The sequence below is a fragment of the Pseudomonas palleroniana genome (assembly GCF_003031675.1).
GTDB lineage: Bacteria > Pseudomonadota > Gammaproteobacteria > Pseudomonadales > Pseudomonadaceae > Aquipseudomonas > Aquipseudomonas palleroniana.
Map to the genome: position 1 here is coordinate 97525 of NZ_PYWX01000030.1, position 15805 is coordinate 113329.

16 protein-coding genes are annotated in these 15805 nt (G+C 60.9%); 11 read left to right on the forward strand and 5 right to left on the reverse strand.

The window, feature by feature from the left end; all coding sequences use genetic code 11:
* Positions 1 to 34 precede the first annotated feature (34 nt).
* The 5 genes from C9383_RS10580 (at position 35) to C9383_RS10600 (ending at position 5591) form a co-directional block, all read left to right on the forward strand.
* The gene (locus tag C9383_RS10580) at positions 35 to 1633 is read left to right on the forward strand and encodes an ABC transporter substrate-binding protein (protein WP_090366798.1); all 1599 of its coding nucleotides are present in this window, start codon (positions 35 to 37) and stop codon (positions 1631 to 1633) included.
* 75 nt (positions 1634 to 1708) lie between these two features.
* Positions 1709 to 2719, forward strand: coding sequence for an ABC transporter permease subunit (locus C9383_RS10585; RefSeq protein ID WP_090366799.1), 1011 nt, complete (start codon positions 1709 to 1711; stop codon positions 2717 to 2719).
* Between the two features lie 10 nt (positions 2720 to 2729).
* On the forward strand, positions 2730 to 3641 hold the full coding sequence (locus C9383_RS10590; protein WP_060754896.1) for an ABC transporter permease subunit: 912 nt from the start codon (positions 2730 to 2732) through the stop codon (positions 3639 to 3641).
* A 10-nt stretch (positions 3642 to 3651) separates the two neighbouring features.
* On the forward strand, positions 3652 to 4620 hold the full coding sequence (locus tag C9383_RS10595) for an ABC transporter ATP-binding protein (RefSeq protein ID WP_060754895.1): 969 nt from the start codon (positions 3652 to 3654) through the stop codon (positions 4618 to 4620).
* Positions 4620 to 5591 carry a peptide ABC transporter ATP-binding protein gene (locus C9383_RS10600; protein ID WP_090366801.1) on the forward strand — a complete coding sequence of 324 codons (972 nt, stop codon included), beginning with the start codon at positions 4620 to 4622 and terminating at the stop codon, positions 5589 to 5591. The genes C9383_RS10595 and C9383_RS10600 overlap by 1 nt, the downstream gene beginning before the upstream one ends.
* A 114-nt stretch (positions 5592 to 5705) precedes the next feature.
* Here the strand turns inward: C9383_RS10600 and C9383_RS10605 are convergent, their stop codons facing one another.
* The 3 genes from C9383_RS10605 to C9383_RS10615 form a co-directional block, all read right to left on the reverse strand.
* Positions 5706 to 5969 carry a hypothetical protein gene (locus C9383_RS10605; RefSeq protein ID WP_090366803.1) on the reverse strand — a complete coding sequence of 88 codons (264 nt, stop codon included), beginning with the start codon at positions 5967 to 5969 and terminating at the stop codon, positions 5706 to 5708.
* A gap of 97 nt (positions 5970 to 6066) precedes the next feature.
* Positions 6067 to 6312 (reverse strand): hypothetical protein, encoded by a 246-nt coding sequence (locus C9383_RS10610; RefSeq protein ID WP_090366805.1) that lies wholly within the window; start codon positions 6310 to 6312, stop codon positions 6067 to 6069.
* 178 nt (positions 6313 to 6490) lie between these two features.
* Positions 6491 to 8074: a peptide chain release factor 3 gene (locus C9383_RS10615; RefSeq protein ID WP_060754891.1), complete on the reverse strand. Its 1584-nt coding sequence runs from the start codon at positions 8072 to 8074 to the stop codon at positions 6491 to 6493.
* Positions 8075 to 8369: 295 nt separating this feature from the next.
* On the opposite strand from C9383_RS10615, the gene C9383_RS10620 reads away from it, so the two are divergent.
* From C9383_RS10620 to C9383_RS10640, 5 genes are all read left to right on the forward strand, one after another.
* Positions 8370 to 9122 (forward strand): ABC transporter permease, encoded by a 753-nt coding sequence (locus C9383_RS10620; protein ID WP_413037832.1) that lies wholly within the window; start codon positions 8370 to 8372, stop codon positions 9120 to 9122.
* Positions 9123 to 9131: 9 nt separating this feature from the next.
* Complete coding sequence (locus C9383_RS10625) at positions 9132 to 10025, forward strand: glycine betaine ABC transporter substrate-binding protein (RefSeq protein ID WP_090366809.1); 894 nt, start codon at positions 9132 to 9134, stop codon at positions 10023 to 10025.
* Between the two features lie 12 nt (positions 10026 to 10037).
* The gene (locus tag C9383_RS10630) at positions 10038 to 10691 is read left to right on the forward strand and encodes an ABC transporter permease (RefSeq protein ID WP_090366810.1); all 654 of its coding nucleotides are present in this window, start codon (positions 10038 to 10040) and stop codon (positions 10689 to 10691) included.
* Positions 10688 to 11845 carry an osmoprotectant ABC transporter ATP-binding protein OsmV gene (locus tag C9383_RS10635; RefSeq protein WP_090366812.1) on the forward strand — a complete coding sequence of 386 codons (1158 nt, stop codon included), beginning with the start codon at positions 10688 to 10690 and terminating at the stop codon, positions 11843 to 11845. The genes C9383_RS10630 and C9383_RS10635 overlap by 4 nt, the downstream gene beginning before the upstream one ends.
* A gap of 570 nt (positions 11846 to 12415) precedes the next feature.
* A complete protein-coding gene (locus C9383_RS10640) occupies positions 12416 to 13579 on the forward strand; it encodes a type III PLP-dependent enzyme (RefSeq protein ID WP_090366814.1) in 1164 nt (387 codons plus the stop codon).
* Positions 13580 to 13628: 49 nt separating this feature from the next.
* Here C9383_RS10640 and C9383_RS10645 read toward each other — a convergent pair whose 3' ends face one another.
* Both C9383_RS10645 and C9383_RS10650 read right to left on the reverse strand, forming a co-directional pair.
* Positions 13629 to 14378 (reverse strand): tetratricopeptide repeat protein, encoded by a 750-nt coding sequence (locus tag C9383_RS10645; protein ID WP_090366816.1) that lies wholly within the window; start codon positions 14376 to 14378, stop codon positions 13629 to 13631.
* A gap of 1 nt (position 14379) precedes the next feature.
* Positions 14380 to 15060 (reverse strand): Fe2+-dependent dioxygenase, encoded by a 681-nt coding sequence (locus C9383_RS10650; protein ID WP_025856255.1) that lies wholly within the window; start codon positions 15058 to 15060, stop codon positions 14380 to 14382.
* Positions 15061 to 15264: 204 nt separating this feature from the next.
* Between C9383_RS10650 and C9383_RS10655 the strand changes: the two genes are divergently transcribed.
* Positions 15265 to 15805 (forward strand): TonB-dependent receptor plug domain-containing protein (locus C9383_RS10655; RefSeq protein ID WP_170122277.1); only part of this gene is annotated, 541 nt, incomplete at its 3' end.

The window sequence follows — 15805 nt, forward strand, 5'->3', positions numbered from 1 at the left end:
CTTGTCTGGCTCCATCGATTGCAGAGGGTTCTGAATGAAAATGCTCCCGTTACAAGCCGCCATGGCCGCCGCGCTGCTGAGCGTGGCGATCGGCGTTTCGGCCAAACCGCTGGTGGTCTGCACCGAAGCCAGCCCGGAAGGTTTTGACCCGGTTTTGTACACCACGGCCGTCACCGCTGACGCCGCCGCGGAAACCATGTTCAACCGCCTGGTGGACTTCAAGCCCGGCACCACTGAAGTCGTACCGGCATTGGCCAAAGACCTGCCGCAAATCAGTGCCGACGGCCTGACCTACACCTTTCACCTGCGTGACGACGTCAAGTTCCACACCACCGACTATTTCAAACCCACGCGCAATATGAACGCCGACGACGTACTTTGGAGTTTCCAGCGCCAGCTGGACCCGAATCATCCTTGGCACAACAAGTCCGCTGTGGGCTACCCGTACTTCGAAAGCATGGGCTTCAAGGAACTGCTCAAGAGCGTAGAGAAGACCGATGATCATACCGTCGTCTTTACCCTGACCCGCCCTGAGGCACCGTTCCTGGCCGACCTGGCCATGGCGTTCTCCTCGATTCACTCCGCCGAATATGCCGACCAGTTGCTCAAGTCCGGCAAGACCGATGACCTGAACGCCAAGCCGATCGGCACCGGGCCGTTCATCTTCACGCGCTATGCCAAGGACGCCCAGGTGCGCTTCAAGGCCAACCCGGAGTACTTCCGTGGCAAGCCACCGGCTGATCCGCTGATTCTGGCAATCACCACCGATAACAACGTGCGCCTGCAGAAACTCAAGGCCAACGAATGCCAGGTCGCGCTGTATCCCAAGCCCGACGATATCCCGAGCATCAAGAAAGACCCGAACCTGAAAGTCGATGAATTGGCGGCGATGACCACCGCGTACACCGCCATGAACACCACGCACAAGTACATAAGCGATGCGCGGGTGCGCCACGCGATCAACATCGCGTTCGACAAGAAAGGCTACAACGAATCGCTGTACGGCAAAGGCAATGCCGTCGACGCCACCGGCCCGTATCCGCCGACCTTGCTGGGTTTCAACGATAAGTTGAAGAACCCGCCACGCGACCTCGACAAGGCCCGCGCCCTGCTCAAGGAAGCCGGCGTGCCGGAGGGTACCGAGTTCACCCTGTTCACCCGTAACGGCGGCGGCCCGACCAACCCTAACCCGCTGCTCGGCGCCCAGCGCATGCAAGCGGATCTGGCCCAGATCGGCCTGAAGGTCAATATCAAGGTCATGGAATGGGGCGAAATGCTCAAGCGCGCCAAAGCCGGCGAACACGACATGGTGTCGGCCGGCTGGGCGGGGGATAACGGGGACCCGGATAACTTCCTCACCCCGAACCTGAGTTGCGACGCCGCCAAAAACGGCGAAAACTACGCGCGTTGGTGCAACAAAGAGTTCCAGGACTTGATCGACAAGGCCCGTGCCAATGCTGAACCGACCCAGCGCGCGGCACTCTATGAACAAGCAATGGACGTTTTCGAGAAAGACCAACCCTGGATCCCCATGGCCTATCCGAAAATGTTCACCGCCATGCGCAAGAACGTCGAGGGTTATACCCAAAGCCCTCTGACGACCAATAACTTCGCCACTACCCAGGTGAAGTAATAAGAAAAACGCTCGGTGCCGTCGACATCGACGGCGCCGGACCTGCCTAACCGGCTGATTGAGGTACACACCAAGATGTTTAGTTTTATTGCCCGCCGATTGGGGTTATTGATCCCCACGTTTTTCGGCATCACGTTGCTGACATTTGCGTTGATTCGCATGATCCCTGGCGACCCCGTCGAAGTGATGATGGGCGAGCGGCGCGTCGACCCCGAGATGCATGCACAGGCAATGGAACGCCTCGGTCTTAACAAACCGTTGTATGCGCAATATTTTGACTATGTGGGCAAGCTTGCCCAGGGCGACCTCGGCGAATCGTTGCGCACCCGCACCAGCGTGTGGACCGAGTTCACCTCCCTTTTCCCGGCGACCCTGGAACTGTCCATGGCCGCCCTGCTGTTCGCCGGTGTCCTGGGCCTGTTGGCCGGGGTGATCGCGGCCTTGAAGCGAGGGTCCCTGTTCGACCATGGGGTGATGGGCATCTCCCTGGCGGGATATTCGATGCCGATCTTCTGGTGGGGCCTGATCCTGATCATGTTTTTCTCGGTCAGCCTGGGCTGGACCCCGGTTTCCGGGCGTATCGACCTGCTCTACGATATCGAGCCGCGCACCGGCTTCATGCTGATCGACACCCTGCTGGCTGACGAGCCGGACGCCTTCTTCGACGCGCTGCACCACCTGATCCTGCCGGCCATCGTGCTCGGCACCATCCCGCTGGCGGTCATCGCGCGGATGACCCGCTCCTCCATGCTCGAAGTCTTGCGCGAGGACTATATCCGCACCGCCAAGGCCAAGGGCCTGTCGCCAGCGCGCGTGGTCTTCGTGCACGGCCTGCGCAACGCGCTGATCCCGGTATTGACCGTGGTCGGCCTGCAAGTGGGCACGCTGCTGGCCGGTGCGGTATTGACCGAAACCATCTTCTCGTGGCCCGGCATCGGCAAATGGCTGATCGAAGCCATTGGCGCACGGGACTACCCGGTGGTGCAAAACGGCATCCTGTTGATCGCCTGTCTGGTGATCCTGGTGAACTTCGTGGTGGATATCCTCTACGGCTTCGCCAACCCACGCATCCGTCACCAGCGCTGAGATCATGACCATGACCACACCTACTCAAGTGTCAGCAGTCGATCAAAGCCTGCTGTACCCATCGCCGTACAAAGAATTCTGGCAAGCCTTCTCCAAGAACAAAGGCGCGGTTGCCGGCCTGCTGTTCATGTTGCTGATCGTGTTCTGCGCGATCTTCGCGCCGTGGGTGGCGCCGCATAACCCGAGCGAGCAATACCGCGACTTCCTGCTGACCCCGCCGGCCTGGCTGGAAGGCGGCCAGATGCAGTTCCTGCTCGGCACCGACGAACTGGGCCGTGACTTGCTCTCGCGCCTGATCCAGGGCTCGCGCCTGTCGCTGCTGATCGGCTTGTCGTCGGTGGTGATGTCGCTGATCCCGGGCATCCTGCTGGGTCTGTTCGCCGGGTTCTTCCCGCGCGTGCTCGGCCCGACCATCATGCGTCTGATGGACATCATGCTGGCCCTGCCATCGCTGCTGCTGGCCGTTGCCATTGTCGCGATCCTCGGCCCAGGCCTGATCAACACCGTGATCGCTATCGCCATCGTGTCGCTGCCGTCCTACGTGCGTCTGACCCGCGCAGCGGTGATGGGCGAACTGAACCGCGACTACGTGACCGCCGCCCGCCTGGCCGGTGCCGGCCTGCCACGCCTGATGTTCATCACGGTGCTGCCTAACTGCATGGCGCCGCTGATCGTACAGGCCACGCTGAGTTTCTCCTCCGCGATCCTCGATGCCGCAGCCCTGGGCTTCCTCGGCCTTGGCGTACAACCGCCAACTCCGGAGTGGGGCACCATGCTGGCCTCGGCGCGCGACTACATCGAACGTGCCTGGTGGGTCGTGAGCCTGCCGGGTTTGACCATTTTGCTCAGCGTGCTGGCAATCAACTTGATGGGCGACGGCCTGCGCGATGCGCTGGACCCGAAACTCAAGAACGCCGCCTGAGGAGATTCCCATGTCACTGTTAGAAATCAAGAATCTCAACGTCCGCTTCGGCGACAAGACCGCCGTACCGGTGGTCGATGGCCTCGACCTCAAGGTCGACAAAGGCGAAGTACTGGCGATCGTTGGCGAGTCGGGCTCGGGTAAATCCGTGACCATGATGGCGCTGATGGGGCTGATCGAGCACCCGGGCATCGTGACCGCCGACGCGCTGACCTTTGACGGCAAGGACATGCTCAAGCTGAGCAACCGTCAGCGTCGCCAGATCGTCGGCAAGGACCTGGCCATGGTCTTCCAGGACCCGATGACCGCGCTGAACCCCAGCTACACCGTGGGTTTCCAGATTGAAGAAGTGTTGCGCCTGCACCTGAAGATGTCCGGCAAGCAAGCGCGCAAACGGGCTATCGAGTTGCTGCAAAAAGTGGAAATTCCAGGCGCGGCCAGCCGCATGGATGCCTACCCGCACCAACTGTCCGGCGGCATGAGCCAGCGTGTGGCAATCGCCATGGCGATCGCCGGCGAACCCAAGCTGCTGATCGCCGACGAACCGACCACGGCACTGGATGTGACTATCCAGGCGCAGATCATGGACCTGCTGCTGGCCCTGCAAAAAGAGCAGAACATGGGCCTGGTGCTGATCACCCACGACTTGGCGGTGGTGGCTGAAACCGCCCAGCGCGTGTGCGTGATGTACGCCGGCCAAGCGGTTGAAGTCGGCCAGGTGCCGCAGTTGTTCGATATTCCGGCGCATCCCTACAGCGAAGCGCTGCTCAAGGCGATCCCCGAGCACAGCCTGGGCGCCACGCGCCTGGCCACGCTGCCGGGTATCGTGCCCGGCCGCTACGACCGCCCGCAGGGTTGCCTGCTGTCGCCGCGCTGCCCGTACGTGCAGGACTCCTGCCGTGCCCAGCGCCCAGGCCTTGACCCGAAAAGCCACAGCCTCGCCCGCTGCTTCTACCCGCTGAACCAGGAGGTGGCGTAATGGCCGTCGTTCTTACTGCCCGCGACCTGACCCGTCACTACGAAGTGTCCCGCGGCCTGTTCAAGGGCCACGCTACAGTGCGCGCCCTCAATGGCGTGTCCTTCGAGCTGGAAGCCGGCAAGACCCTCGCCGTGGTAGGCGAGTCGGGTTGCGGCAAATCCACCCTGGCGCGTGCGCTGACACTGATTGAAGAGCCGTCTTCAGGCTCGCTGAAAATCGCCGGCCAGGAAGTGGCGGGCGCCGACAAGGCCCAGCGCAAGCAACTGCGCAAAGACGTGCAGATGGTCTTCCAGAGCCCGTACGCCTCGTTGAACCCTCGCCAGAAAGTCGGCGATCAACTGGCCGAGCCATTGCTGATCAACACCAACCTGTCGGCCGCCGAGCGCCGTGAGAAAGTGCAGGCGATGATGAAGCAAGTGGGCCTGCGCCCTGAGCATTATCAACGCTACCCGCACATGTTCTCCGGCGGTCAGCGCCAGCGTATCGCCCTGGCCCGGGCGATGATGCTGCAACCCAAAGTGCTGGTGGCGGATGAACCGACTTCCGCACTGGACGTGTCGATCCAGGCGCAGGTGCTCAACCTGTTCATGGACCTGCAGCAGGAGTTCAACACCGCGTACGTGTTCATCTCCCACAACCTGGCGGTGGTGCAGCACGTCGCCGACGACGTGATGGTGATGTACCTCGGCCGCCCAGTGGAAGTGGGCCCCAAGGCCGACATCTACGCGCGCCCACTGCACCCCTACACCCAGGCGCTGCTGTCGGCCACCCCGACCATCCACCCGGACCCGAACAAGCCGAAGATCAAGATCGTCGGCGAGCTGCCCAACCCGCTGAACCCGCCGCCTGGCTGCGCCTTCCACAAGCGCTGCCCGTATGCGACCGCACGTTGCAGCAGCGAGGAACCGCAGTTGCGCGCCTTGGATAACCGCCAGGTGGCGTGCCACTACGCGGAGCAGTTCGTCGCCTGACCACGTAATAAAAATGCCCTGGGCGATTTGGCCCAGGGCATTGCAGGCGTTCTACCGCCCCGCCCGTCAGATTGCGCATCAGTCTGGCAGGTGGGGCTTTTTTTTCAGATCGACTCAGGTATCGCTGTCACCGTCGCTGTCGTCGCTGTCATCGGGCGGGGCTTGCTGGTCGTCGTCATCCTTGGAGCCGCCCTGGTCTTCATCACCGGGTTCCGATTCACTCTTGGCCAGCTGCAAACCGCCGGTTTGCACCGTATTGGCCGCCACAAACCCCGGGACCTGGCTCTGCACAGCCGTATTGGCCCATGCAGACGAAATGCCCAGGGACAACATCACCAGCACTTTTAGCACCAGCACTAAACGTTGAAAGATAGTCATGGTCGATTTCCGTCCAGTCAGTGAATCATGTGCGCCAGCGTTCGGCCGGCGCTGTGGATCAAGCTAGTTGCGCTACAGGGTTCAAGCCACTTGTGCCTCAGGTATCGCCGTCATCGTAGGTTCCACTGTCCTCGCCTTCGTTGTAAGGGTTTTCCGCATCTTCCTTAGGCGCGGGTTGGGCCTGGGGCTGCCAACTGCCTGAGTTGACCTCCTTCTGCTTTTTCTTGCTCACCGCCCCGGTGTCCTTCCACTGGGGGGTGCCTGCATCCGCCAGGGCCCAGGTGGCGCACAGCCCCAAGGCGCCCAGCAGCACCAGTTGAATGGCACGTTGAGTTATACGCACGGGCGTCTCCTGATCCGTCGGTGAGAGAATGAAATAGTTGAAACGCTAGACCGGATGTGGGCTTCTCGCCAATTCGACCGCCGAGTGGAGATCAAGCCGCCATCCCCATCGGCTTTTGCAGCGGCCATGAAAAAGGGCGAAGCCATCACAGCTTCGCCCTTTCTCTACCGCTCAGACCTTAATGGTGTTCGCGGGTCGCACGGAATTTCACGTCCGGCCAGCGCTCTTCCATCAGCGCCAGGTTGACCCGGGTCGGGGCCAGGTAGGTCAGGTGACCGCCGCCGTCCATCGCCAGGTTTTCCACGGCCTTGTTGGAGAACTCTTCCAACTTCTTCTTATCGCTGCAATCGATCCAGCGCGCGGAGTACACGGTGATCGGCTCGTAGGAGCATTCGACCTTGTATTCCTCTTTCAAGCGGCTGGCCACCACATCGAACTGCAGCACACCGACAGCGCCGAGAATGATGTCGTTACTGCGCTCGGGGAAGAACACCTGGGTCGCGCCTTCTTCCGCCAATTGCTGCAAACCTTGGCGCAACTGCTTGGATTTCAGCGGATCGCGCAGGCGTACGCGGCGGAACAGCTCCGGGGCGAAGTGCGGGATACCGGTGAAGCCCAGCGCTTCGCCTTCGGTGAAGGTGTCGCCGATCTGGATGGTGCCGTGGTTGTGCAGGCCAATGATGTCGCCGGCGTAGGCTTCTTCGAGCTGTTCACGCTCGGAGGAGAAGAACGTCAGGGCGTCGCCGATGCGTACGTCCTTGCCGGTGCGCACATGGCGCATCTTCATGCCTTTTTCGTATTTGCCGGAGCAGATACGCATGAAGGCGATGCGGTCACGGTGCTTGGGGTCCATGTTCGCCTGGATCTTGAACACGAAGCCCGAGAACTTCTCTTCAACCGGCTCCACGGTGCGCTCGTTGGCCACCCGCGGCAGCGGGCGCGGGGCCCAGTCCACCACGGCGTCGAGCACGTGGTCGACGCCGAAGTTGCCCAGGGCGGTGCCGAAGAATACCGGCGTCAGCTGGCCGTCGAGGAATTCCTGCTGGTTGAATTCGTGGCAGGCGCCCTGCACCAGTTCCAGCTGGTCGACGAAACGGTCGTACTCGTCGCCCAGATGAGCGCGGGCTTCGTCCGAATCCAGCTTCTCGATGATCTTGGTTTCGGTACGTTCGTGACCGTGGCCGGCGGTGTAGACAATGATGTAGTCGTCGGCCAGGTGGTACACGCCCTTGAAGTCGCGGTAGCAACCGATCGGCCAGGTGATCGGCGCGGCCTTGATCTTCAGGACGGCTTCGATTTCATCGAGCAGTTCGATGGGGTCGCGGATATCACGGTCGAGCTTGTTGATGAAGCTGACGATGGGCGTGTCACGCAGCCGGCAGACATCCATCAGGGCGATGGTCCGTGGCTCGACACCTTTACCGCCGTCGAGGACCATCAGCGCCGAGTCCACCGCCGTCAGGGTGCGGTAGGTATCTTCGGAGAAGTCTTCGTGGCCGGGGGTATCGAGCAGGTTGACCATGTGGTCGCGATACGGGAACTGCATGACCGACGTGGTAATGGAAATACCCCGTTGTTTTTCCATTTCCATCCAGTCGGAGGTGGCATGGCGGTCGGATTTGCGGGATTTCACCGTGCCGGCCACCGCGATTGCCTTGCCCATCAGCAGGAGCTTCTCGGTGATGGTGGTTTTACCGGCATCGGGGTGGGAAATAATGGCGAAAGTGCGGCGTTTCGCGACTTCGGCGGCCTGGTGGGTCATGGGAAATCGCCTGGCAGGTGAGTCAAAAAAGGGCGGCGAGTATAGCGCAAACCCCGTGGCCCGGACCACCGTTCACCCGATGAGGGGTGGCTAAATACTGCCAAGTATGGAACCTTTAAAAAGGTAGAGACGTCCATTCCCCTGTTATCGCACTCGTAACAGGGGCTGAAAAATCAGCAAGTTAGCCTGACGAGGCTGCGCTCATGGCTCGATCGCATACCGCGTTGACGGTATCGGCGAGCTGCTTTTCGCGAACGCATTCGAAGACAGCCAGCAATGGCATTGCCGCCACGGAATGTGTTCGCCGACAGAAGAAAAAAGGAGTCCGCCTGTGGCTATTCGCTATGGCAAAGGGCTGATAGGAGGCGTGGTTGTCGTCGCGCTCCTGGCCCTGCTGGTCCACTGGATCGGCATCAACACGATCGAACTGTACCGCGACGATTTGTTGTTTTACCTGCAAGCTCACCTGATCCTCGTTCTTGTCTCCATGCTGGCCGCCCTCATTATGGGCATCCCCGCCGGTATCCTGCTCAGCCGACCGAACATGGTCGGGCGCGCAGAACGCTTCATGCAGATATTCAACATCGGCAATACCGTCCCTCCCCTGGCAGTACTGGCCATCGCCCTCGGCGTCCTCGGCATCGGCAGCGGCCCGGCCATCTTCGCGTTGTTCCTGGCCTCCCTCCTGCCCATCGTGCGCAACACCTACGAAGGCCTCAAAAACGTCCAGGGTTCCCTGAAAGAAGCCGCCACCGGCATCGGCATGACGCCGCGCCAGGTGTTGTTTCGTGTGGAATTGCCCAATGCCGTGCCGATCATCATCGGTGGCGTGCGCGTGGCCCTGGCGATCAACGTCGGCACCGCACCGCTGGCGTTCCTGATCGGCGCCAACAGCCTGGGCAGCCTGATCTTCCCCGGCATCGCCCTGAACAATCAGCCGCAACTGCTGCTCGGCGCCGCATGCACCGCGCTGCTGGCGTTGCTGCTTGACGGCCTGGTGACCCTGACCAGCCGCCTCTGGCTGGAACGCGGGCTGCGCGCGTCTTAAGGAACCGACATGAAAACACTGACCTTGATACTGAGTTGCGTCCTGCTGTGTGCAGGTTTCGCACAGGCGGCGGAAAAACCCGTCATTCGCATCGGCGCCCGGGTGTTCACCGAACAGACCCTGCTTGCCGAAATCACCTCCCAATACCTGCGCACCAAAGGCTATGACACTCGCGTGACTGGCGGCCTGGGCAGCAACCTGGCACGCAGCGCCCAGGAAAGCGGGCAACTGGACCTGATCTGGGAATACACCGGCGTGTCGCTGGTGGCCTACAACCACATCGACGAGAAACTCGACAGCGAACAATCCTACGCACGGGTTAAAGAACTCGACGCGAAAAAAGGCCTGGCCTGGCTGGCACCGTCGCGTTTCAGCAATACCTACGCCCTGGCGCTGCCGGAGAAGGTTGCCGAGGAACACCCTCAAATCAACAGCATCAGCGACCTGACCCAAGCCTTGGCACAAGACGCCAAGGAAAACCGTCTGGTGGCCCTGGACACCGAGTTCGCCAACCGCTCCGACGGCCTGGCCGGCATGGTCAAGCTGTATGACATGAACCTGACGCGCAAAAACACTCGGCAGATGGACGCGGGCCTGGTCTACACCGCGTTGCGCAATGGCCAGGTGTTCGCCGGGTTGGTCTACACCACCGACGGTCGCCTGAACGCCTTCAAATTGAAGCTGCTGGAAGACGACAAGCACTACTTCCCGGACTACACCGCAGCCCCGGTGGTTCGTCAGGTTTATCTCGACGCCCATCCGCAATTGGCAGCTGACCTCAAGCCGCTGGCCGCCCTGTTCGACGATGAAACCATGCGCCAACTGAATGCGCGGGTCGACGTCGACCATGAGAGCCCATCCGCCGTGGCCGCCGATTTCCTGCGCCAACATCCAATCAACTAAATAGGAGAAGACATGGAATTCCTGAACGCCTTTTCCCATCTTGATTGGGCCCAAGTCCTGCACCTGACCTGGCAGCACATCACCCTTGTTGGCATTGCCGTGATCCTCGCGATCCTCATCGGCGTGCCGCTGGGCATCCTGATGACGCGCTTCCCGTCCCTCGCCGGCCCGTTGCAGGCCAGCGCCACGGTCTTACTGACCGTGCCGTCCATCGCCCTGTTCGGCCTACTGCTGCCGTTTTACTCCAAGTTCGGCCAGGGCCTGGGGCCGATGCCGGCAATCACGGCGGTGTTCCTCTACTCCCTGCTGCCGATCATGCGTAACACCTACCTGGCCCTCACCGGCGTCGAGCCGGGCATTCGTGAGGCCGCACGCGGCATCGGCATGACCTTCGGCCAGCGCCTGCGCATGGTCGAATTGCCCATCGCCGTACCGGTGATCCTCGCCGGTGTGCGTACCGCCGTAGTGATGAATATCGGTGTGATGACCATCGCCGCCACCATCGGCGCCGGCGGCCTGGGTGTACTGATTCTGGCTTCCATCAGCCGCAGCGATATGTCGATGCTGATTGTCGGCGCCGTACTGGTCAGCCTCCTGGCCATTTTCGCCGACCTGCTTCTGCAATGCCTGCAACGCTCGCTGACTCCAAAAGGATTGCTCAAATGATCGAACTCCAAAACCTGTCCAAGTCCTTCCAAAGCAACGGCAAGACCATCACTGCCGTCAACGATGTCAGCCTGACCGTCAACGAAGGCGAAATCTGCGTATTCCTCGGCCCGTCGGGTTGCGGCAAGAGCACCACGCTGAAGATGATCAACCGCCTGATCAAACCGACTTCGGGCAGGATTCTGATCAACGGCGAAGACACCACCGACCTCGACGAAGTGACCCTGCGTCGCAACATCGGCTATGTGATCCAGCAGATCGGTTTGTTCCCCAACATGACCATCGAGGAAAACATCGTGGTGGTGCCCAAACTGCTCGGCTGGGACAAGCAGAAATGCCACGACCGCGCCCGCGAGTTGATGAGCATGATCAAGCTGGAACCCAAGCAGTACCTGCACCGCTACCCGCGTGAATTGTCCGGCGGCCAGCAACAGCGGATCGGTGTGATCCGCGCCTTGGCGGCCGATGCGCCGTTGCTGCTGATGGATGAGCCGTTCGGCGCGGTCGACCCGATCAACCGCGAGATGATCCAGAACGAGTTCTTCGAGATGCAACGGGCGTTGAACAAGACGGTGATCATGGTCAGTCACGACATCGACGAGGCGATAAAGCTGGGTGACAAGATCGCGATCTTCCGCGCCGGCAAGCTCCTGCAGATCGACCATCCGGACACCCTGCTGGCCCACCCGGCCGACGAGTTCGTCAGCAATTTTGTAGGCCAGGACAGCACCCTCAAGCGCCTGCTGCTGGTGAAGGCCGAGGACGCGGCGGACAACGCCCCATCGGTGAGCCCGGAGACTCCGGTGGCCGATGCGCTGGAACTGATGGATGAGCATGACCGTCGTTACGTGGTGGTCACCTGCGCCGAGAACAAGGCGCTGGGGTATGTACGACGTCGCGACCTGCACCGTCAGACCGGCACCTGCGGCCAATACCTGCGCGAGTTCAACGCCACCGCCGCGTATGACGAACATTTGCGCATCCTGCTGTCGCGCATGTACGAATTCAACCGCTCGTGGTTGCCGGTCATGGATGCAGAGCGGGTGTTCCTCGGTGAAGTGACCCAGGAGTCGATTGCCGAGTACCTGAGTTCCGGTAAGTCGCGTGGGGGCAAAACCAGCATCGTCTCCCCTGCCGAGACCGCATTGGCTTGACCTGACACAACGCAGTTAAAACTGTGGGAGGGGGCTTGCTCCCGATGGCGGTGTGACAGCTACCGATAAGCTGACTGACACACTGCTATCGGGAGCAAGCCCCCTCCCACATTTCCCCCTCGGGGTGATCGTTCCCACGCTCTGCGTGGGAATGCCGCCCGTGACGCTCTGCGTCCCGCCGCTCCTGACGCAGAGCGTCATCGGATGCGTTCCCACGCAGAGCGTGGGGACGATCATTCTTGGCCCATCCGGGGAACATCAATCCGTCACACCGGTCGGTTACATAAGTAGCTGCACGGGGTGCCGCGACGAACGCGTGCAAAAACGCGACATTTTTAGTTGATCTATAGCCCCTCACGTCCTAAAGTTCGCGCCGAACGTCCATGCTGGAAACGATCCATCCGGCTCAAGTACTGACGACGAGACAGCAAGGCCAAGGGAAGCGGTTGATCCCATGGCCTTTTTGCTTTCGGCGACATGCCTTGGGAAGTAGGCGAACCAAAGTGGGGATACGGAGGACGTTCATTTGCACCCATTGCTAATTTCAGTTTGCCCTTAGGAGTTCCCAGCATGTCGATCCAGGTCGAAGATTATTTCGCGCGCGCCACTTTTGACAAAATGAAGGCGTTCGCCGACAAGCAAGAAACCCCGTTCGTGGTGATCGACACCGCGATGATCAGCCAGGCCTACGATGACCTGCGCGCCGGTTTCGAATTCGCCAAGGTCTATTACGCGGTCAAGGCCAACCCAGCCGTCGAAATCATCGACCTGTTGAAAGACAAGGGGTCGAGCTTCGACATCGCCTCGATCTACGAGCTGGACAAGGTACTGGGCCGCGGCGTCAGCCCGGACCGTATCAGCTACGGCAACACCATCAAGAAATCCAAGGACATCCGCTACTTCTTTGAAAAGGGTGTGCGCCTGTTCTCTACCGACTCCGAAGCCGACCTGCGCAACATCGCCAAGGCTGCGCCGGGGGCGAAAGTGTATGTCCGTATCCTCACCGAAGGCTCGACCACGGCCGACTGGCCTCTGTCGCGTAAATTCGGCTGCCAGACCGACATGGCCATGGACCTGCTGATCCTCGCCCGCGACCTGGGCCTGGTGCCGTACGGCATCTCGTTCCACGTGGGTTCGCAGCAGCGCGACATCAGCGTCTGGGACGCGGCGATCGCCAAGGTCAAAGTGATCTTCGAACGTCTGAAAGAAGAAGACGGCATCCACCTCAAGCTGATCAACATGGGCGGCGGCTTCCCGGCCAACTACATCACCCGCACCAACAGCCTGGAAACCTACGCGGAAGAAATCATCCGCTTCCTCAAGGAAGACTTCGGCGACGACCTGCCGGAAATCATCCTGGAGCCAGGGCGTTCGTTGATTGCCAACGCCGGTATCCTGGTCAGCGAAGTGGTGCTGGTGGCGCGTAAGTCCCGTACTGCCGTCGAGCGTTGGGTGTACACCGACGTGGGCAAGTTCTCCGGCCTGATCGAAACCATGGACGAAGCCATCAAGTTCCCGATCTGGACCGAGAAGAAAGGCGAGATGGAAGAAGTGGTCATCGCCGGTCCTACCTGCGACAGCGCCGATATCATGTACGAAAACTACAAATATGGCCTGCCGCTGAACCTGGCGATCGGTGATCGCCTGTACTGGCTGTCGACCGGTGCGTACACCACCAGCTACAGCGCGGTTGAATTCAACGGCTTCCCACCGTTGAAGTCTTACTACGTGTAAGCCCGCCGCATACAAAAAACCCATGACAGGTCATGGGTTTTTTTATGCCTCAAGACAAGCTGGCGGCGCGTTGCCGGTAGGCATCGGCCATTGCGCGGACCTGCGGATCATTGGCCGCCGCCAACGCCTTGTACGCCGTCAGCAGAAACTTGCGATTGCCGCCCGCCAATGCTTTGCGCAGCCAACCCAACGCTTCATCGATTTGCGCTCTATCGGCCAGCACCGCCGCGTAGCTGAATTGCCCGCGAAAATCACCGCCCTCGGCGGAGCGGCGATACCACTCGACGGCGGCGTCCAGATCCCTTGGGCAACACTGCCCGTCTTCCAGATAACGGCCCACCAGATTCATGGATTTGGCATGGCCCTGCTCTGCCGCCAGGCGATACAGCCTCAACGCTTGCCGTCGGTCTTCAGCGACACCTCGGCCGGTCGCCAGCAGATTGGCATAGTTGTACTGACCCCAATCCAACCCAGCCTGCGCCGCCAGGCGATATTCCCGCGCAGCCGCCGCCTCGTCGATGGCACAGCCCCAACCATGCTCCAGGCAACGCCCGGCCATGTTGCGCGCCATTAAATGGCCGCGCTTGGCTGCAATCTGAAACCAGCGCAATGCCAGCGCTTCATCCCGCGCAATGCCGCGCCCTTCCAGCAGGATCTGCCCCAGCAACGCCTGCGCGTCAGTCACGCCTTCCTTCGCCGCCATCAGAATCGCCTGGGCTGCGCGCACCGGGGAGTCGTCGAGCATGCTTCGCAGTTGCTCGACGTTGAGCACTTCCTCGCGGCGCAATAAAAAACTCATGTCAGACCTCGACCCAGCGACGCAACAGGTTGTGGTAGGTGCCGGTCAGTTGGATCAGGGCCGGGTGGTCAGGCACGTCGCGGGTCAGTTGCTGGATGGCGCCGTCCATCTCGAACAGCAAGGTGCGCTGACTGTCTTCACGCACCAGGCTCTGGGTCCAGAAGAACGAGGCATAACGCGCACCGCGGGTCACGGCGTTGACTTTATGCAGGCTGGAGCCGGGGTACAGCACCATGTCACCGGCCGGCAACTTGACCCGTTGCAGGCCGAAGGTGTCCTGGATTTCCAGTTCGCCGCCGTCGTACTCATCCGGGTCGCTGAAAAACAAGGTAGACGACAGGTCGGTGCGCACCCGCTCGTGACTGCCCCGCGCCTGGCGCACGGCGTTATCGATATGGAAGTCGAAACTGCCGCCGGCGGTGTAACAGTTAAGCAACGGCGGGAAGACCTTGTGCGGCAACGCGGCGGACATGAACAGCGGGTTTTTCCACAACCGCTCCAACATTGCGGCGCCAATTTCCTTGGCCAGCGGGTGGCCTTCGGGCAATTGCAGGTTGTGCTTGGCTTTGGCGGACTGGTGCCCGGCAGTGATCTTGCCGTCGGCCCATTCGGTGGTTTCCAGGGCCTGGCGAATGCGCTGCACTTCCTCACGAGAGAACAGGCCGGGTATGTGCAGCAGCATGGGGCAGCCCCTGAATACGGAAAGGTGCTAATGGTATTGATTCTTATCCGCCATGTAAAACACCCAGACGAATGAGTGCGTGGAAACCGTAAGGCAAAAGTGTAAAGAATGTAAATTCAATGCGAATAGCAATGTATCGCAATTGATAGAAAGTCTTGTTGAGCCTATATTCCGCGGCCTCACATCCTTGGGGAAGGACACGTCATGTCGCGCACCACTACAAAAACACCGGCCAGCTCACCACGCATGCTGGCATCGGCCATCGGCGTCGCTCTCACTGCCGGCTCTGTCGCCCACCTGGCGCAAGCGGCTGAAGCCACTGAACCCAAAGGCGAGCGCAACAGCATCTCCCTGGGTGCCACCAGCATCACCGGCCAGGAACAGGACAACACCTCCTACCAGGTGGAAAAGGCCTCCTCGCAGAAGTACACCGCCCAGCTGGTGGACACCCCGCGATCGGTCACTGTAGTGCCGCAACAAGTCCTGAAAGACACCGCCGCCACGTCGCTGCAAGATGCCCTGCGCACCGTACCGGGGATTACCTTCGGTGCCGGTGAAGGCGGCAACCCTCAAGGCGACCGCCCCTTCATTCGTGGTTTTGACGCCCAGGGCGACACCTATCTGGACGGCGTGCGCGACACCGGCGGCCAGAGCCGCGAGATCTTCGACATCGAGTCGATTGAAGTCAGCAAAGGTCCGAACTCGTCCTTCGGCGGTCGCGGCTCGGCCGGCGGCAGCCTCAACC

Excerpts from the sequence above, each read along its gene's own strand:
- C9383_RS10580 (WP_090366798.1), top strand. The coding sequence starts at position 35 with ATGAAAATGCTCCCGTTACAAGCCGCCATGGCCGCCGCGCTGCTGAGC.
- C9383_RS10585 (WP_090366799.1), top strand. The coding sequence starts at position 1,709 with ATGTTTAGTTTTATTGCCCGCCGATTGGGGTTATTGATCCCCACGTTT.
- C9383_RS10590 (WP_060754896.1), top strand. The coding sequence starts at position 2,730 with ATGACCACACCTACTCAAGTGTCAGCAGTCGATCAAAGCCTGCTGTAC.
- C9383_RS10595 (WP_060754895.1), top strand. The coding sequence starts at position 3,652 with ATGTCACTGTTAGAAATCAAGAATCTCAACGTCCGCTTCGGCGACAAG.
- C9383_RS10600 (WP_090366801.1), top strand. The coding sequence starts at position 4,620 with ATGGCCGTCGTTCTTACTGCCCGCGACCTGACCCGTCACTACGAAGTG.
- C9383_RS10605 (WP_090366803.1), bottom strand. The coding sequence starts at position 5,969 with ATGACTATCTTTCAACGTTTAGTGCTGGTGCTAAAAGTGCTGGTGATG.
- C9383_RS10615 (WP_060754891.1), bottom strand. The coding sequence starts at position 8,074 with ATGACCCACCAGGCCGCCGAAGTCGCGAAACGCCGCACTTTCGCCATT.
- C9383_RS10620 (WP_413037832.1), top strand. The coding sequence starts at position 8,370 with ATGTGTTCGCCGACAGAAGAAAAAAGGAGTCCGCCTGTGGCTATTCGC.
- C9383_RS10625 (WP_090366809.1), top strand. The coding sequence starts at position 9,132 with ATGAAAACACTGACCTTGATACTGAGTTGCGTCCTGCTGTGTGCAGGT.
- C9383_RS10630 (WP_090366810.1), top strand. The coding sequence starts at position 10,038 with ATGGAATTCCTGAACGCCTTTTCCCATCTTGATTGGGCCCAAGTCCTG.
- C9383_RS10635 (WP_090366812.1), top strand. The coding sequence starts at position 10,688 with ATGATCGAACTCCAAAACCTGTCCAAGTCCTTCCAAAGCAACGGCAAG.
- C9383_RS10640 (WP_090366814.1), top strand. The coding sequence starts at position 12,416 with ATGTCGATCCAGGTCGAAGATTATTTCGCGCGCGCCACTTTTGACAAA.
- C9383_RS10645 (WP_090366816.1), bottom strand. The coding sequence starts at position 14,378 with ATGAGTTTTTTATTGCGCCGCGAGGAAGTGCTCAACGTCGAGCAACTG.
- C9383_RS10650 (WP_025856255.1), bottom strand. The coding sequence starts at position 15,060 with ATGCTGCTGCACATACCCGGCCTGTTCTCTCGTGAGGAAGTGCAGCGC.